This is a genomic window from Nocardioides sp. Soil805 (assembly GCF_001429625.1).
GTDB lineage: Bacteria > Actinomycetota > Actinomycetes > Propionibacteriales > Nocardioidaceae > Nocardioides.
Genome location: NZ_LMSU01000002.1, coordinates 288,724 through 311,492, shown reverse-complemented (window position 1 = coordinate 311,492; position 22,769 = coordinate 288,724). Strand labels below are relative to the sequence as shown.

15 protein-coding genes are annotated in these 22,769 nt (G+C 72.2%); 10 read left to right on the top strand and 5 right to left on the bottom strand.

The features are described from left to right. Positions 1–92 precede the first annotated feature (92 nt). Both ASG94_RS11960 and ASG94_RS11955 read left to right on the top strand, forming a co-directional pair. Positions 93–5,069, top strand: coding sequence for an Ig-like domain repeat protein (locus ASG94_RS11960; RefSeq protein WP_056926690.1), 4,977 nt, complete (start codon positions 93–95; stop codon positions 5,067–5,069). A gap of 103 nt (positions 5,070–5,172) precedes the next feature. Continuing rightward, positions 5,173–5,949: an isocitrate lyase/PEP mutase family protein gene (locus ASG94_RS11955; RefSeq protein WP_056926689.1), complete on the top strand. Its 777-nt coding sequence runs from the start codon at positions 5,173–5,175 to the stop codon at positions 5,947–5,949. A gap of 172 nt (positions 5,950–6,121) precedes the next feature. On the opposite strand, the gene ASG94_RS11950 is transcribed toward ASG94_RS11955, so the two are convergent. Next, on the bottom strand, positions 6,122–6,796 hold the full coding sequence (locus ASG94_RS11950) for an MOSC domain-containing protein (protein WP_082624146.1): 675 nt from the start codon (positions 6,794–6,796) through the stop codon (positions 6,122–6,124). Positions 6,797–6,845: 49 nt separating this feature from the next. Beyond that, positions 6,846–7,619, bottom strand: coding sequence for a DUF427 domain-containing protein (locus tag ASG94_RS11945; protein ID WP_056926688.1), 774 nt, complete (start codon positions 7,617–7,619; stop codon positions 6,846–6,848). Between the two features lie 89 nt (positions 7,620–7,708). On the opposite strand from ASG94_RS11945, the gene ASG94_RS11940 reads away from it, so the two are divergent. From ASG94_RS11940 to ASG94_RS11925, 5 genes are all read left to right on the top strand, one after another. Continuing rightward, positions 7,709–8,260, top strand: a complete 552-nt coding sequence (locus tag ASG94_RS11940; RefSeq protein ID WP_082624145.1) for a J-domain-containing protein — start codon at positions 7,709–7,711, stop codon at positions 8,258–8,260. A gap of 62 nt (positions 8,261–8,322) precedes the next feature. Continuing rightward, positions 8,323–9,387, top strand: coding sequence for an HpcH/HpaI aldolase/citrate lyase family protein (locus ASG94_RS11935; RefSeq protein WP_056926687.1), 1,065 nt, complete (start codon positions 8,323–8,325; stop codon positions 9,385–9,387). Between the two features lie 4 nt (positions 9,388–9,391). Then, positions 9,392–10,255 carry an HpcH/HpaI aldolase/citrate lyase family protein gene (locus ASG94_RS11930; protein ID WP_056926686.1) on the top strand — a complete coding sequence of 288 codons (864 nt, stop codon included), beginning with the start codon at positions 9,392–9,394 and terminating at the stop codon, positions 10,253–10,255. 113 nt (positions 10,256–10,368) lie between these two features. Next, entirely contained in the window at positions 10,369–10,512 is a 144-nt protein-coding gene (locus ASG94_RS22180; protein WP_200958105.1) for a hypothetical protein, read from the top strand. 127 nt (positions 10,513–10,639) lie between these two features. After that, complete coding sequence (locus ASG94_RS11925) at positions 10,640–11,956, top strand: MFS transporter (RefSeq protein WP_056926685.1); 1,317 nt, start codon at positions 10,640–10,642, stop codon at positions 11,954–11,956. 347 nt (positions 11,957–12,303) lie between these two features. On the opposite strand, the gene ASG94_RS11920 is transcribed toward ASG94_RS11925, so the two are convergent. The 3 genes from ASG94_RS11920 to hutH are packed head-to-tail and all read right to left on the bottom strand — an operon-like array spanning position 12,304 to position 16,605. Further along, entirely contained in the window at positions 12,304–13,335 is a 1,032-nt protein-coding gene (locus tag ASG94_RS11920) for a M48 family metallopeptidase (protein ID WP_056926684.1), read from the bottom strand. A gap of 46 nt (positions 13,336–13,381) precedes the next feature. After that, positions 13,382–15,049 carry a urocanate hydratase gene (gene hutU / locus ASG94_RS11915; protein WP_056926683.1) on the bottom strand — a complete coding sequence of 556 codons (1,668 nt, stop codon included), beginning with the start codon at positions 15,047–15,049 and terminating at the stop codon, positions 13,382–13,384. Then, positions 15,046–16,605, bottom strand: coding sequence for a histidine ammonia-lyase (gene hutH / locus ASG94_RS11910; protein WP_056926682.1), 1,560 nt, complete (start codon positions 16,603–16,605; stop codon positions 15,046–15,048). Before hutH ends, hutU begins: the two co-directional genes overlap by 4 nt. A gap of 170 nt (positions 16,606–16,775) precedes the next feature. On the opposite strand from hutH, the gene ASG94_RS11905 reads away from it, so the two are divergent. From ASG94_RS11905 to ASG94_RS11895, 3 genes are all read left to right on the top strand, one after another. Beyond that, entirely contained in the window at positions 16,776–17,594 is an 819-nt protein-coding gene (locus ASG94_RS11905; RefSeq protein WP_056926681.1) for a hypothetical protein, read from the top strand. 31 nt (positions 17,595–17,625) lie between these two features. Beyond that, positions 17,626–18,375 carry an IclR family transcriptional regulator gene (locus tag ASG94_RS11900; protein ID WP_056926680.1) on the top strand — a complete coding sequence of 250 codons (750 nt, stop codon included), beginning with the start codon at positions 17,626–17,628 and terminating at the stop codon, positions 18,373–18,375. Between the two features lie 530 nt (positions 18,376–18,905). Then, positions 18,906–22,724, top strand: a complete 3,819-nt coding sequence (locus tag ASG94_RS11895) for a (Fe-S)-binding protein (RefSeq protein WP_056926679.1) — start codon at positions 18,906–18,908, stop codon at positions 22,722–22,724. Positions 22,725–22,769 lie beyond the last annotated feature (45 nt).

The following is a 22,769-nucleotide window of genomic DNA, read 5'->3' as shown; positions in this document are numbered from 1 at the left end:
CGAAGTGACTACTTCCCTCCGATCGCCGGTGGTCCGGACGTCCTGGCGCCTAGCGTCGGCGACGCTCGACCAGGGCTCATCCAGGGGGAACCATGTCCACGTCCGCGTCCCGCCACGTCCGGCGGCTGACCCACCTCACGCTGTCCGCGGCCATCGCTGCGATCGCGCTCCAGGCCGCGCCCGCGTCGGCCGCGCCGGACACCCCGACGGTCACCGGCCCGACCGGCCCGACCGGGCCGTCCGTCGAGCTCACATGGGAGCCCGTCGCCGGCGCCACCGGCTACGAGGTGCGGGTGGACAACGACCCGGGGTTCGGCTCCCCGGAGTGGACCGCCAGCACGGTCAACACCGTCTCGGTCCCGACCAAGATGCTCGCGGTCGGGGAGCAGAACGTCCAGGTGCGGGCCAAGGACTCCGGCAACGCCTGGAGCTCCTGGAGCTCCCCCTTCGGCTTCACCGTCGACACCGTGGCCGGCCCGACGCTCACCGGCCCGGAAGACGGCGTACGGCTCGTCCAGCCCGCCGACCCGCCCCTGCTGTCGTGGAAGCCTGTCGCGGGCGCCACGTCGTACACGGTCGAGGTGGACACCGAGGAGCAGTTCGTCGGCGCCACGACCTACACCACCGACGCGACGGCGTTGGTCGTCCCGGACAACCAGGACCCGGACGTCGAGTACTGGTGGCACGTAAGCGCCACGCTCGGCGACGGGGTCTCGACCGAGTTCTCCGACACGCGTTCCTACACCCTCGCGCCGATCGACACCCCGACGGTCACGGGTCCTTCCGACGACGAGGACATCACGGACGTGGTCCTCGACTGGGAGCCCGTGGACGGTGCTCAGTACTACGAGCTCGAGGTCGACGACGACTTCGACTTCAGCAGCCCCGAGACCTCGCAGGTGCCCGACCGGGTCCTCGGCACGCGCTTCTCCCCGCCCGTCACCTTCGGCAACGACCAGTACTTCTGGCGGGTCCGCGCCCGGGACCTCGACGACAACCCGACCGAGTGGGTCCGGCTCGCGCCCGAGCAGCACTACGCCTTCGACCGCGTGTGGCGTGACGCCCCGCAGCCCGTCTATCCGTACGACGCGGCAGGCGAGGTGGAGTTCGTCGAGGACGACCTCTACTTCGAGTGGACCCCGGTCCCGCACGCGTCGCACTACGAGCTGTGGCTGAGCACGGACGTCAACTTCACCGAGCCCACTGCAGAGACCGTGCAGTGCCGCGTCGCCGGAACGACGTACACGCCGGGCGAGCTCGACCTGATCGACGCGTGCATGCCCGCCACCGAGGGCGTCCAGTACTACTGGAAGGTCCGGCCGATGGACCTGCCGTACCCCTCCGCCGGCGTGGACGGCATCTTCTCCACCCCGCAGACTTTCGTCTACACGGACTCTGACGCCCTGGCCATCTCCAGCCCTGCCGACGGCGCGTCGGTCCAGGTCCCCACTCTCGACTGGGAAGTTGTTCCGGGCACCGAGGTCTACGAGATCGAGATCGTGAGGGCCAACAGCTTCGCCTTCCCCAAGGAGCAGACGCACTCCACCTCCTTCACACCGATCGGCGTGACGATGAAGCCCGAGGAGGGGCCGTTCCGCTACTCGGTGCGCGCCCTCGACGCGCGCGGGCGCACCAGCGAGATCGTCCGCGGAACCTTCTCTCTCTCCACGGACCCGCTGGACACCAGTACGCCCCTGGTGCCGGTGCCATCGCCGGGGCCGACCTACGACGCTCCCAGCCTGGCGTGGGGCGCCTACCCCGGCGCGGACCACTACCGGATGGAAATCGGCAACGCGACCACCGGCAACTGGTTCGCCCCGTCGACCGCCCCGATCCTCAACAAGAAGCTGCCCTTCCCTGCCGCGACCGACCTCTCGACGGCGTTCCTCGCCCCGGGCAGCTACAACTGGCGGGTCACGCCCTACGACAAGTTCGGCGTCGCGCTCGACGTGGCCGGACCGACGAGCCAGTTCGAGGTGCTGCCCCTGACCGTCGTGAAGGGCCAGCGCCTCGCCCTGACGGGATCCGGCCTCGACGCCGGGAACGTGTGCGCCAAGACCCTCGCCGACGGCGTCGACCAGATCTGCGCCGAGGTCCCGGCCACGCCGGTCCTCGACTGGGACCCTGTGCCGTACGCGTCCGAGTACCGGGTGCACGTCTCCAGGGACGGAGACTTCACCACCGGGGCTCTCGACCCCACCCCGCCCCGGACGGTCAACACCCGCTGGGCGCCGACTTTCACCTATCCGGTCAAGGCACTGGCCGACAGCCTGGCCCAGACGCCGTACTACTGGTTCATCCAGCCCTGCAAGTCCGCCACGCAGTGCGGACCTGATCCCAGGTCCACCGTCAACCCGTCGCGGCACGCCTTCAAGAAGACGTCCCCCCGACTCGAGCTGCTGACACCGGCGCAGGGTTCGTCCACCGCCGACACCGAGATCACCTTCACCTGGCGGGACTACTTCGACACGAACCGGGCGTCGACGTATGTGACCGGCGAGAAGAGCTACCAGTCGGGGATGCAGTACGAGTTCCAGATCGACGACCAGGCCACGTTCTCCTCGCCCCTGGAGACGAAGCGGGTGGACCAGCCCACCTACACCGCGGCCGACCGCCTCTACCCCGAGGGCACGCTCTACTGGCGGGTGCAGGCGATCGACGTCCAGGGCAACGCCCTGGGGTGGACTCCATATCGCACGGTCACGAAGGCGACCGCCGCCCCGACCCTGCTCCCGCTCGTCTCCCCCGCCCCACCCGAGGGAACGATCCCAGTCGTGAGCGGCGCGGTGCCCTTCCGGTGGACGGCGCAGCCCTTCGCCCGCGGCTACGACATCCAGGTGGCCGCCAACGGCGACCGCAACTTCTCGGCCACGAACCTCAAGGTCAACAAGACGAGCAAGCGCTCCGCGTTCACCACCGGGGGGCTGGGCGTGCCCACGCTGCAGGCCTCGGACACGCCCTACGTCTGGCGCGTGCGCCGGGTCGACTCGTTCGGCAACCCCGGGCGCTGGTCGGCGATCGGCGAGCTCAAGGTCGTCCTCGCCCGCCCCGCCCTCAGCACCCCGGCCGCCGCGGCGATCGTGGGTCCCCGCGGACTCGTGCTGCGGTGGGGTGAAGTCGTTGGGGCGGCGAAGTACAAGCTCGAGATGCGCACCGCAGGCGCGGGATACGCGACCCCCGTGACCACGCCGGCCACAGCCTGGGCGCCCACCACGGCCCTGACCGTCGGGACCACCTACGAGTGGCGGGTCGCGTCGGTCGACGTCGACGGACGCGTGTCCGAGCCGAGCGACTGGCGTTCCTTCACCATCGGTGGCGCCCCGAGCGCCACCTCCGCGGCCAGGGTCAACGGCACGGCCGTCTTCGGCACCGCGCTCACCGCGGTGAATCCCGTGTGGAACGTCCCGGGCGTCACCAACAGCTACCAGTGGCGGCGCAACGGCCAGGCCATCCCCGGCGCCACCGCGTCGTCCTACACCGTGCAGGCCGTGGACGTCGACAGCTCGCTCAGCGTGCTCGTCACCGGGAGCTCGCCCGAGTTCGGCACCGGCACCTCGGCCAGCGCGGCCGTCACCGGCAAGCCCGGCGCGGGGCCGGTGGCCGTGACGTCCACCATGATCGCGGGCACCGGCCGGGTCGGGTCCGTGCTCACGTCCACCGACCCGACCTGGAACCCGTCCGGGACCGCCGTCACGCGCCAGTGGCTGCGCAACGGCTCGGACATCTCCGGAGCGACCGGGACCACCTACACGGTGGTCGCCGGGGACCTCAACGCGTCGATCACGCTCGAGGTAACCGGCACGCTCCCCGGTCGCACCCCGACGACCTCGCGCAGCAACGCGATCACGGCCGCGCAGGGTCCGGCGGCCACCGCGACGACGGCACCGACCATCAGCGGCACGCCGAGGGTCGGCGAGACGCTCACGGGCCGGCCGCCGACCTGGTCGCTCTCCGGTGTCACGCAGAGCATCCAGTGGCTGCGCAACGGCCAGGCGACCACGGGGGCCACCACGTCGACGTACGTCGTCCGTCCCGAGGACGTCGGCGCCTCCCTGTCCGTCCGCTACACCGGGCGCGTGCCCGGGCGGGCCGACGGCGTCGTGACCAGCGCACCCGTCACCGGGCTCCTCGGCGCCGCTCCCGTCGCGACGTCCACCCCGGCCCCGGCGGGCTCCGGCAAGGTCGGCACGGTCCTCACCAGCACCTCCCCGACCTGGGACCTCGACGGGGTGCAGGCGTCCGTGCAGTGGCTGCGCAACGGCACTCCGATCGCCGGCGAGACGGCGACGACGTACGCCGTCCGTCCCGTGGACGTGGGTGCCTCGCTGTCCGCCCGCTGGACCGGACGCCTCCTCGGCCACGCGGACGGGTCCGCCACCAGCGGCGCGGTCGTCGGGCTGACGGGAGACGCTCCCACCACCACGTTCGTGGGAGCTCCGACGGGACAGGCCGTCGTAGGCGAGACGCTCACCGTGCCGGCCTCCACGTGGACCCCGTCGGCGGCGACGCTGTCCTACCAGTGGCTGCTCGACGGCTCGACCATCGCCGGCGAGACGGCCCGCACCTACGTCGTCCGCTCCGGCGACGCGGGCCAGCGCGTCTCGGTGCGCATCAGCGCGACGATGACCGGCTACGCGACCGGTACGGCGACGTCCGCCTCGGTCCTGGTCGCGACCCCCGCCGCCCCGGCCCCGGCGCCCGCTCCCGCACCCGCACCCGCCCCGGCTCCGGCGCCCGCACCCGCGCCCGCGCCGGCCCCGGCGCCCGCACCGGCCGCGGCGTCGTCCACGACGGTGCTCAAGGCACCGAAGAAGGTCGCCGTGGGCAGCCGGGCGAAGGTGAAGGTCGTCGTCTCCGCAGCCGGAGTCGGCTCGCCCACCGGGCTCGTCAAGATCTACGACGGCCGCAAGCTCGTCGCCAAGGTCCAGCTCAAGGCGGGCGCCGGCGGCCTCGCCAAGGTCAAGCTCCCCAGGCTGAAGAAGGGCAAGCACAAGCTCAAGACGGTCTACGGAGGCGGCACCGGAGTCACGGGCTCCACCTCCGGGACGGTCACGCTGAAGGTCGTCTGACCCGTCGACGGCGGGCGCGCCGCGAGGCCCACTCGCGGCGAGCCCGTCCCGTCGACCGGGAGCGCGCGGGAATAGGTCCCGCCGGTGCGACCTTGACCGAGACATGACTGCATCCGCTCGCGCCACCGACCTGCTCGCCCTCCACCACGCCCCGGAGCTGCTGACCGTCGTCAACGTCTGGGACGCCATCAGCGCCAAGACCGTGGCCGACGTGCCCGGCACCAAGGCCCTGGCCACCGCCAGCCACTCGATCGCCGCCACCCTCGGCTATCCCGACGGGGAGGTCATCCCGGTCGAGGAGATGCTCGACATGTGCCGGCGCATCGTCGAGGCGACCGACCTGCCCGTCAGCGCCGACCTCGAGGGCGGGTACGGCGACGCCGCCGACACCGTCCGCCGCGCCATCGGCGTCGGCATCGTCGGCGCCAACCTCGAGGACCAGATGAAGCCGCTGGCCGAGGCCGCCGCGCAGGTGGAGGCCGTGATGAAGGCGGCCGCCGCCGAGGGGGTCCCCGACTTCGTCCTCAACGCCCGCACCGACGCCTTCCACCTCGGTCGCGACCGGGACCGGGCCGACGTCCTCGCCGACGCCGTCCAGCGTGGCAAGGCCTTCCTCGACGCCGGGGCCCCGGTCGTCTTCGTGCCGGCCATCCTCACCGAGGAGGAGATCGTCACCCTGGTCGACGCCTTCGGCCCCCAGCGCCTGACGACCATCGCCATCCCCGGCACCCCGTCGCTGGAGCGCCAGCAGGAGCTCGGCGTCGCCCGCGTCTCGCACGGCCCGCTCTCGCAGAACGTCGCCCTGACCGCGCTGCAGGAGCTCGTCGAGGAGGTGCACCGCGGCGGCGGTGTCCCGAAGACGATGCGCATCCTCAACTGAGCGTCGTACGCCCCGAAGCGCCGTAGTTTGGGACGATCTGGTGGGTCGGACCGCGATCTCGGCGACCAGATCGTCCCAAACCACCCACGGGGGACCGCGGTAGTCCGTGACGAACGGACCCGTGAACGCGCCGATCCGGGGTCCCTTCGTCACGGACTATCCGACGCAGGCGTCAGGCCCGCCGGGCGAGCAGCCGGGTGAAGTGGCGCCGGCTCTCCTCGTCGAGGTCGTCGTGCGTCATGGCCTCGGCGACCGCGTCGAGGTCGCCCATCCAGGCCGCGAGCAGCAACGGGATGGCGAGGCCGGACCCGGAGCTCCGGACGGTGATGGGGTCACCGGGCCGGATCGTGCCCGGCTCCAGGACGGCGAGGTACGTGCCGGCCCGACCACGCTCGGCGAAGCGCCGCACCCACGCCCGCTCCCCCATCCGCTGGGCGAAGGTCGCGCACGGCACCCGGGGCGCACTGACCCGGAGCTCGACCTCGCCGATGCTCCACCGGTCGCCGTACTCGGCCGCGTCGACGTCGATCCCGGTGGTCGTGAGGTTCTCGCCGAACATGCCGGCAGGCAGGTCCCGTCCGAGCTCGCGCTCCCAGTGGTCGAGCTCCTCGCGGGCGAACGCGTAGACCGCCTGATCGGTCCCGCCGTGGTGGCGGCCGCTGCCGACGAAGTCGCCAGCTACCCCCGAGAAGCCCTCCCCGTCGGGCCCGCGTCGCTTGGGTCCGGGGTCGGCGACCTCGATGAGGTCGACCGGGACCTTCCCGATGCCGGTCGGGCTCTTCCTCCCGCTCCGCGGCGAGGGAGAGCCGACGTTGACGGAGAGCACGCGCGCCGCGGGGAGAGCCATGCGGGGAGACTACGGACGTGTACGCCGCCCCGGCGACCGGGTTGTCGGCTCACCGACCGCCGGGACGCTGCTCGACCCTGCTGAACGGCGACTCGGGCCGTTCGAGGACGACGCCGTCGACGCGCAGGTCGACGAGCTCGTTGTAGAAGCTGATCCGGTGGGCGATGTCCGCGACCGCCGGCAGCGGGGACGAGTAGGACCAGGCCACGTTGGCCACCTCGGGCGGTCCGGGATAGCTCCAGTAGTGGTCGGCGGTGCCCTTGTAGGGACAGGCCGACCGGTTGTCGGTGGGGCTGAGCAGGCCGAGACGGACGTCCTCGCGCGGCAGGTAGTAGCGCGTCGGCAGGTCGGTCTCCAGCAGCAGCACGGGCCGTTCGCTCGAGGCCACCACGACGTCGACGACGAGCACCTCCACGTGCCGCGAGCTGCGCAGCGTCTCCACCCGCTTGTGCGGGTCGCGCGGGTGCAGGCCCACCGGGTCGTCCTCCTCGGTCCAGGCCAGCCGACCCGGCTCCCAGGTCAGCACCACGCGCTCCGGGAGGTCCTCCAGGGTCCACGCCCCGCACTCGACGACGTCGTCGCCCACCACCACGTCGTACCACTGGGCCACCGGTCGGTGCGGACCGAAGAACCAGCCCCCCGTGTACGACGACCCGCTCGCCGGCCGCAGCACGCCGGCGGCCACCTCGTCGCGAGCGAACGCGTAGACGGGCGGGAAGCCGTCCTGCCACACCAGCAACGGCTCCCGGGTCTCCAGGACCAGCACGTCGCCCACCCGCCCGCGCACCCACTTGTCGATCGGCTCCGTGCGGGAGGTGCTCATCGTTCGAGTGTGGCACCGCTCGGACGCCCCGAACACCCCTGCGGCCGCACCCGTGCGCCACCTACGCTGGAGGCCTCGGAGGTGATGACATGACCGACCAGCACCGACAGCACGACGAGGACCCGCACCGCCACGAGCGTGCCCGCGACGACCGCACGGGGCAGTCCGCAGCCGCCGCCCGCATCCAGCACCAGACCCAGTGGGTCGAGCAGCAGCTGCGGATCGCCTTCGAGCGCGGCGACTTCGACGACCTCCCCGGGGCCGGCAAGCCGCTGGAGGGCCTCGGCAGCGAGCACGACCCCGACTGGTGGGTGAAGAAGCTCGTCGAGCGCGAGCAGATCAGCGTGCTCCCGCCCGCGCTCGAGCTCCGCAAGGAGTACGCCGAGCTGGAGACGCGCCTCGACCGGATCACCGCCGAGTCCGAGGTGCGCGAGGAGCTCGAGGGCTTCAACGCCCGCGTCCGACGCGCCCGGATGCAGCTGCTCGGCGGTCCCCCGGTGATCACCCCGGAGCGCGACGTCGAGGCCGAGGTCGCCGCCTGGCGCGGGCGTCGTACGGCGCGGGTCGAGGCCCAGCGTGCCGCCCTCGCCGCACAGGAGCCCGAGCAGCGCACGCGGCGCTGGTGGAACCGGCGAAGCTGATCCTGCCCGGGAGTGGAATACGTCATACCCGGCGGTAACCGCCTTTCGGTAGGTTCCGCCCCATGCGCCCAGCCAAGGACTTCTTCCGCCCGCTCGCCGTCGGGGCCCCCGCTCCGGTCACCGAGATCCCGGCCCGCCCCAGTCGCGCGATCCACTTCTTCGACCCGTCCAACGCGAAGATGGCCGCCAAGGTGCCGCAGATGGTCGGCACCGTCGACGTGCTGCTCGGCAACCTCGAGGACGCCGTCAAGGCCGACAACAAGGAGGCCGCCCGCGAGGGGCTCGTCCGGATCGCGAAGGAGGTCGACTTCGGCCCCACCCAGCTGTGGACGCGGATCAACGCCCTCGACAGCCCGTGGGTGCTCGACGACCTCACCACCCTCGTCTCCGAGATCGGCGACAAGCTCGACGTGATCATGGTCCCCAAGGTGCAGGGCGCCGAGGACATCCACTACGTCGACCGGCTGCTCGCCCAGCTCGAGGCCAGGGCCGGCCTGCAGCGCCCGATCCTGGTGCACGCCATCCTCGAGACCGCTCGCGGCGTGGCCAACGTCGAGGAGATCTGCGGCGCCAGCCCGCGCATGCAGGGCCTCTCCCTCGGTCCGGCCGACCTCGCCGCCGACCGCCGGATGAAGACGACCCGCGTCGGCGGCGGCCACCCCGGCTACCTCGTGCGCGCGGACGCCAACCCCGACCAGCCGGAGGCGCACCGCGACGTCTTCCAGCAGGACCTGTGGCACTACACGATCTCGCGGATGGTCGACGCGTGCGCGATGCACGGCATCTACCCCTACTACGGCCCCTTCGGCGACATCGCCGACACGACCGCCTGCGAGGACCAGTTCCGCAACGCCTTCCTGCTGGGCTGCGTCGGCACGTGGACCCTGCACCCCAAGCAGATCGAGATCGCCAACCGGGTCTTCGCGCCCAGCGCCGAGGAGATCGCGCACGCCCGCCGGGTGGTCGCCGCCATGGGCGACGGCACCGGGGCGGTGATGCTCGACGGCAAGATGGAGGACGACGCCTCGCTCAAGCAGTGCCTGGTGATGGTCGAGCTCGCCGAGCAGCTCGCGGCGATCGACCCCGCGCTCAAGGCCCAGTACGACGCCGTCACGATCGAGGACTGACCCGATGACCGACTTCCGCCCCCGCCGCTCCGTCCTCTACATGCCCAGCTCCAACGAGCGGGCCCTGGAGAAGGCCAAGACGCTGCCCTGCGACGCGCTCATCCTCGATCTCGAGGACGCGGTCGCCCCCGACGCGAAGGACGCCGCCCGCGACGCCGCCTGTGCCGCCGCGGCCAGCGGTGAGTACGGCCGCCGTGAGGTGACCATCCGGGTCAACGGCGCGGACACCGCGTGGCACGCCGACGACATGGCGGCCGCGTGCGCCGCGGGGCCGGACGCGATCGTCGTACCCAAGGTGGACTGCGCGGACGCCGTGCGCTCCCTCGTCGCGACGATGGCCGAGCACGACGCGCCCGAGCACACGTCGCTGTGGGCGATGGTGGAGACGCCGTACGCCATGCTGCACGCCGAGGAGATCGCGGCGGCCTCCGAGCGGCTCACCGTGCTCGTGATGGGCACCAACGACCTCGTCAAGGAGCTGTACGCCGAGCACGTCCCGGGCCGTGCCCCGGTGCTGGCCGGGCTCTCGCTCGCCCTCCTCGCCGCGCGGGCCACCGGCAAGGTGATCCTCGACGGCGTCTACAACGACGTGAAGGACACCGAGGGGTTCCTCGCCGAGTGCACCCAGGGTCGGCAGATGGGCTTCGACGGCAAGACGCTCATCCATCCGGGGCAGGTCGAGGGGGCCAACGAGACGTTCGCGCCGAGCCCGCAGGCGGTGGAGACCGCGCGCGGGATCCTCGAGGCCTGGGAGGGACGTACGTCGCACGTGGTGACCCACCAGGGTCGTCTCGTCGAGGCGCTGCACGTCGAGTCGGCCCGCCGCACGCTGTCGATCCACGACGCCATCGCGGCCCTTCAGGACTGAGTCGCCCCACCCCAACAGGCGGGCTCACCCGTGAGGGTGTTGGCTTTCTGTCCGGATATCGGGCAATGTGAGTCGTCGGTCTCAAAGTGAGACCTCTTAGGAGGGCAGCACCCATGGTCGTACTCGGCCTGATTCTTCTGATCGTCGGCCTCGTGGCCAACATCCCCGTCCTGACCACGATCGGCGCGATCCTCTTGGTCGTCGGCCTGATCCTCAACTTCGTGCCGATCGGCGGCAACAGCCGTCGGGTCTGGTAGCACCACACCAGAACGCACGACACTCGTGGCCCGGTCCCCCTCGCGGGGGCCGGGCCACTGTCATGTCCCTGCTGTCATGTCCGACCTGGGATTGGTGAGTGTCGGTGCCAGGGGCGAAGATCCCCCGGTGAGCACCACGACCCGTCCCGGCATGCGCGCCTTCTGGACCTCCCTGCCCGTCGAGGGACGCTGGCTGCTGTCGACCGTCGTGGTGCAGACGCTGGGCCGCGGGCTGACCCTGCCGTTCACGATCATCTACATGCACGAGGTCCGCGGGATCTCCCTCGACCTCGCCGGGCTGCTGATGGCCTTCATCGCGGTGGTGGCGCTCGCCGTGACAGGGCCGGGCGGCGCGCTCGTCGACCGCCTGGGCGCGCGCCGGATGCTGCTCTTCTCGACCAGCGCCCAGGTGGTGGGCTGCACGGTGATCGCCTTCGCCACCTCACCGCTGGAGTTCGCGCTCGGCTTCGCGTTCCTGGGCTTCAACTTCGGCGTCTCCTGGCCGGCCTTCAACGCCCTGGTCGCCGCGGTCACCACGGGTGAGACCCGCCAGCAGTACTTCGGGATCAACTTCGCGCTCGTCAACCTCGGCATCGGCACCGGCGGCATCATCGGCGGCTTCTACGCCGACGTCAGCGACCCCTCGACGTTCAGCGCGATCTTCCTCGCCGACGCCGCCTGCATGCTCGTCCCCATCGCCCTGCTGCTCGGCCCCCTCCGTCACGTCCACGGCCGCGCCGAGAGCCCGGAGGACGCCGACCCCTCGGCCGGCAGCTACCTCGCGATCGTGCGCCAGCCGGCGGTCCTGTGGCTCACCGCGCTGACCTTCCTGGCCACCTTCGTCGGCTACGGCCAGATCGAGGCCGGCCTGCCGGCCTTCGCCCGCACCGTCAGCGAGGTGTCCACCCGGGTCATCGGCTTCGGCTTCGCGGTCAACACCGCGACCATCGTGCTGCTGCAGTTCGTCGTGCTGCGCCGCATCAGCGGCCACCGGCGCACCCGGGTGCTCCTGGTCATGTCGGCGCTGTGGGTGACCTCCTGGCTGCTGCTCGGGCTGACCGGCCTGGTGCCCGGCACCACCGCCGCGGCGCTGGGGGTGCTGGCCTTCAACGCAGTCTTCGCCCTCGGCGAGACGCTCCTCCAGCCGACCATCCCGGCGATCACCAACGACCTGGCGCCCGACCACCTGCGCGGGCGCTACAACGCGGTCAGCGCCGGGGCCTTCCAGGCGGGCACCATCCTGGGACCGGTGGTGGCGGGCTTCATGCTCAACCACGGGTGGTCGTGGGCGTTCGTCGCGATGATCGTGGTCGGCTGCGCACTCATGGCCGTCCTGGCCCTGATCCTGGAGCGGCTCATCACGCCAGTCGTCAACGGCATCACGGCCGGCGACACCACGCCGCTGGCCGACCCCGCCACCGGCGAACCCGTCATCACCGACTGACCGGTGCGGCTTCCGCTCCGGGCGGGTGGCGCGCGGGAGAGTCCCCGCCCAGCCGGGGACTCTGTCACCGTGTGACCGTTGCAACGCCCCTACGGTGACCGACTCGCCGACAGAGTCCCTCGGTCGGCGCCCTCCTCGCCGCGACGCGGGCTCACGTCGTACGACGTCCGCGTGCGGCCGGGCGCCGCTGCCGGCGGTCGTGGCACCCGACGCCGGCTGGCGCACGCCAGGGTGGCGGCAGACTGCCCGGGGATGGGTCCGGACGGCGCGATGTGCCGCCACCCTGGCCGGCGCCGATGCGATGTGCCGCCACCCTGGCCACGCAGCGAAGCCGGGGCCGAGGACCGTCAGGCGGTCTCAGGACCCCGGCGGAAGCGCTCGTCGAGCCAGGTCCTCGCCGAGCCCAGCCAACCGGCGAGGTCGTGGACCAGCCGGCCCAGGGTGTCCTGGGTGCGCTCGAAGGTCTCGGTGTAGCTCGCCGCGGCCTCCTGGGCGGCCGCGCTCATCGAGGCGTCCGCATCGTCCTGGCGGCGCGGGTACACGCCGCCGAGCACCGCCGTGTAGGCGCCGGAGTCGATCCAGCGACGCAGCTCGGTGGCCCGGACCACGGCGAACGGGTGGGACTGCTGCTGGAGCAGCGACAGCTTGATGAGCGACTCGCGGACGTCCCCGCCCTCGTCGTACTCCGCGCCCTGGGCCAGGAACGAGGTCACGTCGAGCTCCTCCAGCGTGCCGCCGCTGGCGAGCTTCATGTGCGTCCGCAGGGCCGCCGTCGGGTCCTGGCAGGCCAGCACGCCGGCGCGGTCGGCGGAGAGCTCCGCCTTGCGCGACCACTCCAGGAGGCCGACGGTCACCATCCGGATCCCGACCGTCCCGCCGGGGATCGCGCTGAGCAGGCCGGTGAGCCCGAGCAGCTGGAGCAGGAGCGTGCGGTAGACCGCGTGGCCGCTCACGGCGTGGCCCAGCTCGTGGCCGATGAGGAAGCGGAGCTCGTCGTCGTCGAGGTGGTGCACCATCCCCGACGACAGCATGATGATCGGGCGGTCCATGCCGATCGTCTGCGCCGTCAGCCGCGGGTCGGCCGTCACGTACATCTCGGGCAGGTCCGGCGCGTCGAGGCTCCGGCCGACCTCGGCGAGCAGGCGGTGGAGGCGCGCGAACTGGCGCTCGTCCACCCGCACCGCCGAGCCGAGCAGCGTCAGCCGCTGGGCACGCTCGCGGAACACCCCCGACATGGTCTTGAGCAGCACGTCGAAGCCCTTGAGCCTGCGCAGCGCCACCAGCGCGCCGCGGTCCGCCGGGTGCTCCCACGCCCGCGAGCTGATGTCCGTGAGTGCGACGCGCGAGCGCGCCGGCTTCCTGTCCCCCGTGTCTGTCATGGCCGCATCCTGAACCACAAGGAGGGCGGGTGTCAGGCGTTTCTTGTCAGCCCTCCTGCATCGGGATGCGTACGCCGCGCTCCGCGGCCACCTCGGCGGCCCGGTCGTAGCCCGCGTCCACGTGCCGGATGACACCCATGCCGGGGTCGTTGGTCAGCACCCGCTCGATCTTCTGCGCGGCCAGCTCGGTGCCGTCGGCGACGCACACCTGGCCGGCGTGGATCGAGCGACCCATGCCGACGCCGCCTCCGTGGTGGATCGACACCCAGCTCGCGCCGGACGCGGTGTTGACCAGCGCGTTGAGCAGCGCCCAGTCGGCGATGGCGTCCGAGCCGTCCAGCATCGCCTCGGTCTCGCGGTACGGCGAGGCGACCGAGCCGCAGTCGAGGTGGTCGCGGCCGATGACGATCGGCGCCTTGAGCTCGCCCGAGGCGACCATCTCGTTGAACTTCAGGCCGGCCAGGTGGCGCTCGCCGTACCCGAGCCAGCAGATGCGCGCGGGCAGGCCCTGGAAGGACACCCGCTCGCCGGCCATCGTGATCCACTTGTGGAGCCGCTCGTTGTCGGGGAAGAGCTCGAGGATCGCCCGGTCCGTCGCGGCGATGTCGGCCGGGTCGCCCGACAGGGCTGCCCAGCGGAACGGACCCTTGCCCTCGCAGAAGAGCGGACGGATGTACGCCGGGACGAAGCCGGGGAAGTCGAACGCCCGGTCGTAGCCGCCCTTGCGCGCCTCGTCGCGGATCGAGTTGCCGTAGTCGAAGACCTCGGCGCCGCGGTCCTGGAACTCGACCATCGCACGCACGTGCGCGGCCATGGAGGCCTGGGCGGCCTTGGTGAAGCCGGCCGGGTCGGCCTCGCGCTGGGACTGCCACTCCTCGAAGGGCACGCTGACGGGGAGGTAGAACAGCGGGTCGTGGGCCGAGGTCTGGTCGGTGACGATGTCGATGGGCGCGTCCTGCTCGAGCAGCGCCGGCACCATCTCGGCGGCGTTGCCCAGCACGCCGATGGACAGCGGGCGACGGGCGTCTCGCGCCTCGACCGCCAGCTCCAGCGCATGCTCGAGGGAGTCGGCCTGCACGTCGAGGAACCGGTGCTCGATGCGCCGGGAGATCCGCGACTGGTCGCACTCGATGCAGATCGCGACGCCGTCATTCATGGTGACCGCGAGCGGCTGGGCGCCGCCCATCCCGCCGAGTCCGGCGGTCAGGGTGATGGTGCCGGCGAGCGTCCCGTCGAAGCGGAGGTCCGCGACGGCTGCGAAGGTCTCGAAGGTGCCCTGCAGGATGCCCTGGGTGCCGATGTAGATCCACGAGCCGGCCGTCATCTGGCCGTACATGGTGAGCCCGAGGTCCTCGAGCCGGCGGAACTCCTCCCAGTTGGCCCAGTCGCCGACCAGGTTGGAGTTGGCGATCAGCACGCGCGGCGCCCACTCGTGGGTACGCATCACGCCGACCGGCTTGCCGGACTGCACGAGCATCGTCTCGTCGTCCTCGAGGTCGCGCAGGGTCCGCACCAGGGCGTCGTACGCCTCCCAGCTGCGGGCGGCCTTGCCGGTGCCGCCGTAGACGACGAGGTCCTCGGGCCGCTCGGCGTTGGCCGGGTCGAGGTTGTTCATGAGCATCCGCAGCGGGGCCTCGGTCTGCCACGACTTGGCGGACAGCTCGGTGCCGGTGGCGGCGTGGATCGGCAGCCGGGGGTTGGTGGTGTCGGTCATGCGAGTTCTCCGATCACGGACTGGGCGGCGTCGAGGACCGCGCCGCTGGCGACGAGCGAGACGGCCGTCTCGATCTCGGGTGAGAGGTGCCGGTCGGGGCCGGGGCCCTCGATGCCGGCGTCGCGCAGGAGGCGTACGACGGCTGCGGTGGCCGGCGCCGGTGGGAGCTCGCGCATGTCGAGGGCGCGCGCCGCGGTGAGGACCTCGATGGCCACGACCCGGGTGAGGCCGTCGACCGAGCGGCGCAGCTTGCGGGCCGCCGACCAGCCCATCGAGACGTGATCCTCCTGCATGGCGCTGGAGGGGATGGAGTCCACGCTGGCGGGGACGGCGAGCCGCTTGAGCTCCGAGACGATCGCGGCCTGGGTGTACTGGGCGATCATGTGCCCGCTGTCCACGCCCGGGTCGCTCGCCAGGAACGGGTTGAGCCCGTGGCTGCGCGCCCGGTCGAGGAACCGGTCCGTACGCCGCTCGCTGATCGAGGCCACGTCGGCGGCGATGATGGCGAGGAAGTCCAGGACGTAGGCGACCGGGGCGCCGTGGAAGTTGCCGTTGGACTCGACCCGTCCCTCCTCGGCGAGGACCACCGGGTTGTCGACGGCCGAGGCGAGCTCACGGCCGGCGACCAGCGCGGCGTGCTCGACGGTGTCGCGGGCCGCGCCGTGGACCTGCGGCGAGCAGCGCAGGGAGTAGGCGTCCTGGACGCGGTTGCAGTCGCCCGTGCGGTGCGAGGCGACGATCGCCGAGTCGGCCACCAGGGCCACGAGGTTGGCCGCCGAGAGCGCCTGGCCGGGGTGCGGGCGGATGGCCTGGAGCTCGGGGGCGAAGACCCGGTCGGTGGCGAGCTGGCCCTCGACGCTCATCGCGGCGGCGATGTCGGCGGTGCGCAGCAGCATCCGCAGGTCGCTGATCGCCATCACCAGCATGCCGAGCATGCCGTCGGTGCCGTTGATGAGGGCGAGGCCCTCCTTGGCGGCCAGCTCCACCGGCGCGAGGCCTGCCGCGGCGAGCGCGTCGGCGGCGGGCATCAGGGTGCCGGCGGCGTCGCGCACCTCCCCCTCCCCCATCAGCGCCAGGGCACAGTGCGACAGCGGGGCGAGGTCGCCCGAGCAGCCGAGCGAGCCGTACTCGCGCACCACCGGCGTGATCCCGGCCGAGAGCAGGTCGGCCATGAGGCGTGCGGTCTCGCGGCGTACGCCGGTGTGCCCGGTCGCGAGCGTCGAGAGGCGCAGCAGCATCAGCGCCTGCACCACCTCCCGCTCGACCTCGGGGCCCGAGCCCGCGGCGTGCGAGCGGACCAGCGAGCGCTGCAGCTGGGCGCGCATCTCGGTGGGGATGTGCCGGGTCGCCAGGGCGCCGAACCCGGTCGAGATGCCGTACGCCGGGGTGCTCGCGGCGGCGAGCTCGTCGACGACGGCGCGGGCGCGGTCGATGGCCGTCAGCGCGTCGTCGCCGAGGTCGACGGCCGCGCCGTCGCGGGCCACCGCGATCACGTCGGCGAAGGAGACGGGTCCCACGCCGACGGTGACGGTGGGCGGGGAGGTGGTGTCGCTCATGACCTCATCCAATCCTTCGCCGGCGGCCCGCGACAGGGGCGTTGTCGCGGGCTCGTCTCGGATCCCAGACTTCATCCCGGGGGAGGTATCTCGTGGCCGAGACACGCGCCTAGGGTGGCGGGAGGTGCGGCGCCGCCCGAGGTCGCCGTACGGGAGCAAGGAGCGCAACCGTGACCACCGAGCAGATCATCTGGACCCTCGTCATCGTCGTGGCCGCCCTGGTCGTGATCGGACTCATCGTCTCGTCGATGCGCAAGAAGAGCCGCGAGGACAACCGGGCCCGCGCGGCCGAGCTGCGCGAGCAGGCCGACGACCGGGCCGCGGTCATCCCCGACGCCGAGGCCCGCGCCCGGGAGGCGGAGGCCCAGGCCGAGCAGGCGCGACTCCAGGCCGAGCGCGCGGACGAGCGGGCCCAGGAGGCCCGGGGCGCGGTCGCGCAGGAGGAGGCGCTGCACGAGGACCGGATCCGGGCCGCGGACCGGCTCGACCCCGACGTGGACCACAAGGCCGGCGACTACACCCCCGACACCGCCGCGGTGACCGGCACCCACGCCGGCGAGCGGACCGAGCCCGAGGGCGCGGACCCGCACCCCTCGGGGGCCTCCATGGGCACCCACGCGGCCGACAGCACCAGGACGACCACGCACGCCCCGCGCACCGAGGCGACGACCGCGGGCGACCCCGAGACCATCTTCGACAGCCGCGACGCCGACACCGGCACCACCGGCTCGACGACCGGCTCGACGACCGGCTCGGCTGACACGACGGCTGACACGACGGCTGACACGACCAGGACCGACATCACGCCGACCGACGCTCCGGCGCACGACACGACGGCGCACGACACGACGGCGGACGGCACCACATCGAGCAGCACGGAGTCGACGGACACGACCACGTCCGAGAGCCCGGTCGAGCCCGACTGGACCGACCCCGACCAGCGTGACGGAGGCACCGGCAGCTCCACCGGAGGCTCCCACCGCGCCTGAGCGTCCCCTCCGGATCGGGCAGGATCGGACCATGAGCCAGGTCCCCGCCGCCTCGCGCACCCTGCGGGTGCTGCGGTTCCTGGCGAGCCAGCCCGATCCGGTCCCGCTGGATCGCATCATGCGTGCGTGCGACCTGCCGCGCAGCACGGCGTACCACCTCGTCAACACGATGATCGACGAGGGCTTCGTGGTGCACCTCGCGGACGAACGCCGCTACGGCCTCGGCGTCGCGGCCTTCGAGGTCGGCACGGGCTACGCACGCCAGGAGCCGCTGGGCCGCATCGCCCGCCGGCCGCTCGCGGCCCTGGTCGACCAGACCGGGTACGGCGGGCACCTCGCCGTCCTGCACGGGCGCGACGTCCTCTACGTCCTCGAGGAGCGGGCACCCGGTCGGCCGCCGCTGGTGACCGACGTCGGCGTGCGCCTGCCTGCGCACCTCACGGCCAGTGGGCGCGCCATCCTGATGTCGCTGCCGGCCAGCCAGGTCCGCGCGCTCTACCCCGACCGGGACAGCTTCGTGGACCGCGTGGGCACCGGTCCGACGTCGCCCAGCGCCCTGAGGGTCCTGCTGTCGGAGGCCCGCCAGCGCGGGCATGCCGTCGAGGACGGCGAGGTCTCCGCCGGACTGGCCAGCGTCGCCGCGCCGGTGCTCGACCACAACCAGCACCCGGTGGCCGGCGTCGCGGTGACCTTCCCGCTCGACGAGGACGTCGACCGTGAGCGGCTCGCGGGCGCCGTACGCACCACCGCGCAGGCCCTGACACGCCGACTGGGCGGCTGACGGCAGAGCGCCTGGGCGGCTCACGGCAGAGCGCCTGGGCGGCTGACCTGCGCACAGACGACGAACGCCGGGTGGTCGATGACCACCCGGCGTTCTCTTGTCTGCGATCGAGATGACACCTGACTGCGGAGCGGGCCCATGTTCCCGTGCCGCGGACCCCCCCGGATCCGTGATGCTTGCCTCGAACGCCTCGCCTGGCCTGAAGCCCTGCGATCTCGATGGGTCAACCTTCGCAAGTCGTCCACCACGGCTCTCCCACCACAGATCCACCACTTGGTAACAATCGAGGAACGGCGGCGCCGTACCCCCTCTGATCAGGGCGTCGTACGCCGGGCAGGGGTGACGCTGCTCGGGCGGACGGCACTTCACGGTCGAGGGTGACCACGCTCACCCACGCGGATGAAGTTACCGGCAGGTAGGATCGGCGCGGTACGAGACGTGCCGCACCCCCCACCCACGTCGCCGCACTACGCTCGCCTGACGTCCGCGCATCGGGATGTCGGACCCGCCGAATCGAGGAGCTCCACCTCATGCAGATCATCGCGATCGTCGTCTCCTTCGCCCTGACCGTGGCGGCGGTGGCACTCCTCGTGCCTGCCGTGCGGAAGATGCTGGGAGTGATCCGCACCGGCCAGCCGGCCCCGGGCCGCAGCGACAACCCGGGCGGTCGCGCCGTGACGATGCTCAAGGAGACGTTCCTCCACACCCGGATGCTGCAGTGGCACTGGGTCGGCATCATGCACTGGTTCGTCTACGCGGCGTTCCTGTTCCTCAGCACCGCGGTGCTCGCGGCGTACTTCCAGCTCTTCAAGCCGGACTTCGCCTGGCCGGTGGTGGGCCACTGGTACGCGTTCGAGTGGTTCAGCGAGGTCATCGGCCTGCTGTCCACCGTCGGCATCGTCTTCCTGATCATCTACCGCCAGAAGCACCACCCCCGCAGCCTGGGGCGCCAGAGCCGGTTCTTCGGCTCCACGATGTGGCAGGCCTACTTCGTCGAGGCGCTGGCCCTGCTCGAGGGTGCCGCGATCCTGTTCGTGCGCGGCGCGGAGTGGAAGCTCGACGAGGAGGCGGGGCGGTCGCACTACCCGATCTCGTCGTGGATCGGTGACGCCCTCTACCCGGTCGAGCCCTCCTCGCTCGAGAACCTCATCTACTTCATCGCGATGTTCAAGATCGCGCTCGCGATGATCTGGCTGATGGTCATCGCCCGCAACATCACCATGGGCATCGCCTGGCACCGGTTCACCGCGTGGTTCAACATCTTCTACAAGCGCGAGTCCGACGGCAGCACGGCGCTCGGCGCCATGAAGCCGCTCACCTCCGGCGGCGTCCCGGTCACCCTCGACGACCTCGAGGAGCTCGACGAGGACTCCACCCTGGGCGTCGGCCAGGTCGAGGACTTCTCCTGGAAGGGCATGCTCGACTTCACGACCTGCACCGAGTGCGGCCGCTGCCAGTCCCAGTGCCCCGCGTGGAACACCGAGAAGCCGCTGTCGCCCAAGCTCCTCATCACCGCCCTGCGCGACCACGCCTACGCCAAGGCGCCGTACGTCCAGGCCGGCGGCGAGGGCAGCGAGGCCGCCACCGCGCTGCTGGAGAAGGACGAGGTACTGGCCCGCGAGGCCGCCCGCCCGCTGGTCGGCGAGACCGGTGACGAGTGGTTCTACATGCCCGAGGACGGCTCGGCGGTCATCGACTCCGACGTGCTGTGGAACTGCACCTCGTGCGGCGCCTGCGTCCAGCAGTGCCCCGTGGACATCGAGCACGTCGACCACATCATGGACATGCGTCGCCACCAGGTGCTGGTGGAGGCCAACTTCCCCGCCGAGCTCAACCAGCTCTTCAAGGGCCTGGAGAACAAGGGCAACCCGTGGAACATGTCCTCCACGGCGCGCATGGACTGGGCCAAGGGCCTCGACTTCGACGTCCCCGTCGTCGGTGAGGACCTCGAGTCGCTCGAGTCCGTCGACTGGCTGTTCTGGGTCGGCTGCGCCGGCGCCTACGAGGACCGGGCCAAGAAGACCACCCGCGCCGTGGCCGAGCTGCTCGACATGGCCGGCATCTCCTTCGGCGTCCTCGGCAACGGCGAGACCTGCACCGGCGACCCGGCGCGCCGCGCGGGCAACGAGTTCGTCTTCCAGGGCCTCGCGCAGCAGAACGTCGAGACGTTCAAGGAGTACAAGGTCAAGAAGGTCGTCTCGACCTGCGCCCACTGCTTCAACACGCTCAAGAACGAGTACAAGGACTTCGGCATCGAGCTCGAGGTCGTGCACCACACCCAGCTGCTCAACCGCCTCGTGCGCGAGGGCAAGCTGACCCCGATCAAGGACGGTGCGGGCGCCGCGAAGCGCTCGATCACCTACCACGACCCGTGCTACCTCGGGCGCCACAACCAGGTCTACTCGCCCCCGCGCGAGCTGCTGCAGATCCTGCCGGGCGCGGAGTTCACCGAGATGGAGCGCAACTCCGAGAAGTCCTTCTGCTGCGGCGCCGGTGGTGCGCGCATGTGGATGGAGGAGAACATCGGGGAGCGGATCAACCTCAACCGCACCAAGGAGGCCGTCGGCACCGGCGCCGACCAGATCGCGGTCGGCTGCCCGTTCTGCCGGGTGATGCTCTCCGACGGGCTCACCTCCGAGCAGGCCAAGGGCAACGCCCGCGAGGAGGTCGAGATCCTTGACGTCGCGCAGATGCTGCTCGCCTCGGTCAAGGGTGAGTCGGCCACCAAGGCCGGGCCCGGTACGACGTCCGTTCCCGCCGCGGCCGGTGCCGGTGCCGGTGCCGCCTCGGCCGGCGCCTCGTCGACCGACACCGACGTGGCCACCAAGGCCGAGCCCGAGCCGGGCGACGTCACCGACACCGAGGACACCGTCACCGAGACCGCCGACGTCGGACCGGCCGCCAAGGCCTCGGGCGGCTCGTCGCTCTTCGACCTCGACGACTCGTCCACCGACGCCACCCCCGAGAAGTCCGTCGCCGACACCCCCTCCGACGCGACGCGCGCCTCCGGGACACCGAAGAAGGAGGAGTCCGGGTCGCTCTTCGACCTCGGCGGCGACGAGGAGGTCACGGCACCCGCCGCTGCGACGCCTCCCGCGGCCGAGCCCGCTCCCGCGAAGCCGGCAGCGAAGGCCGCCGAGCCCGACCTCGGCTCCGGAGGCTCGCTCTTCGACCTGACGGCCGACGAGCCTGCCCCCGCGGCGCCTGCCGCGCCGGCCGCGCCGGCCGCCGAGGCAGCTCCCGCCCCCGCGGCCGCGCCCGCCGCCGCGGCCGAGCCGAACACCGAGCAGGTCGAGGCTCCCGCGGCCCCGACCTCGTCGCCGGCCCCGGCCACCGACCTGGGCTCCAGCGGCTCGCTGTTCGACATCGCCGCCGAGCCGACTCCCGCCCGGACGCCGGAGCCCAAGGCCGAGGCCGCTCCCGCCGCACCCGCCCCGGAGGCCGAGGCCCAGGCCGAGCCGGCACCGTCCCACGAGGCCGCCGCCCCGGCCACCGAGGCGGCGGACGTCCCCGACGCAGAGCCGGTCACGCCCGACGAGACGGCTCCGGCCGCCACGACGGCCCCGGCGTCGTCCGGCCAGGCCAGCACCCCGGCGACCTCGATCCCGGAGGGCGCTTCGCTCTTCGACATCGAGGCCCCCACCCCGGTGGCGGCACCGAAGGCTGCGGAAGCGCCGGCGGCTGCGGAAGCACCGGCCGAGGAGCCGGAGCCCGCCGAAGCCGAGCCCGCAACGTCCCACGAGGCGGCCGCCCCGGCCACCGAGGTGTCGGACATCCCCGACGCAGAGCCGGCCACGCCCGACGAGACGGCTCCGGCCGCCACGACGGCCCCGGCGTCGTCCGGCCAGGCCAGCACCCCGGCGACCTCGATCCCGGAGGGCGGTTCGCTCTTCGACATCGAGGCCCCCACCCCGGTGGCGGCACCGAAGGCTGCGGAAGCGTCGGCGGCTGCGGAAGCACCGGCTGCGGCCACACCGGTGGAGGAGCCGGAGCCGACCCGGCCCGAGACGGCTACGACCGACGAGGCGGCCGCCCCGGCGGAGGGCCTCGCGGGTGGTGCCGCCCTGAGCCAGGCCGCGACGTTCGCCGCCGCTGACGAGCCCACCGCCGAGGCGCCCATGCCGACCGCGGAGGAGCCGGCCGAGGCAGCGACCGAAGCCGAGCAGGAGGCCGAGCCGGAGACCGCCACCGCCGAGCCCGACGCGACCCCGGGCGAGGACGAGGCCCAGGACCAGGAGAAGGCGCAGGAGAAGGACGAGAACGCCCCGGCGCCCACGTCCAACGGGGCCACCCACACCCCGCGGACGGACGTCGACATCACGGAGTCGGGCTCGCTCTTCGACCTCTGAGCAACGCCCCAGCACCCGCACGCGGCCGACCGGCCTGACCGGTCG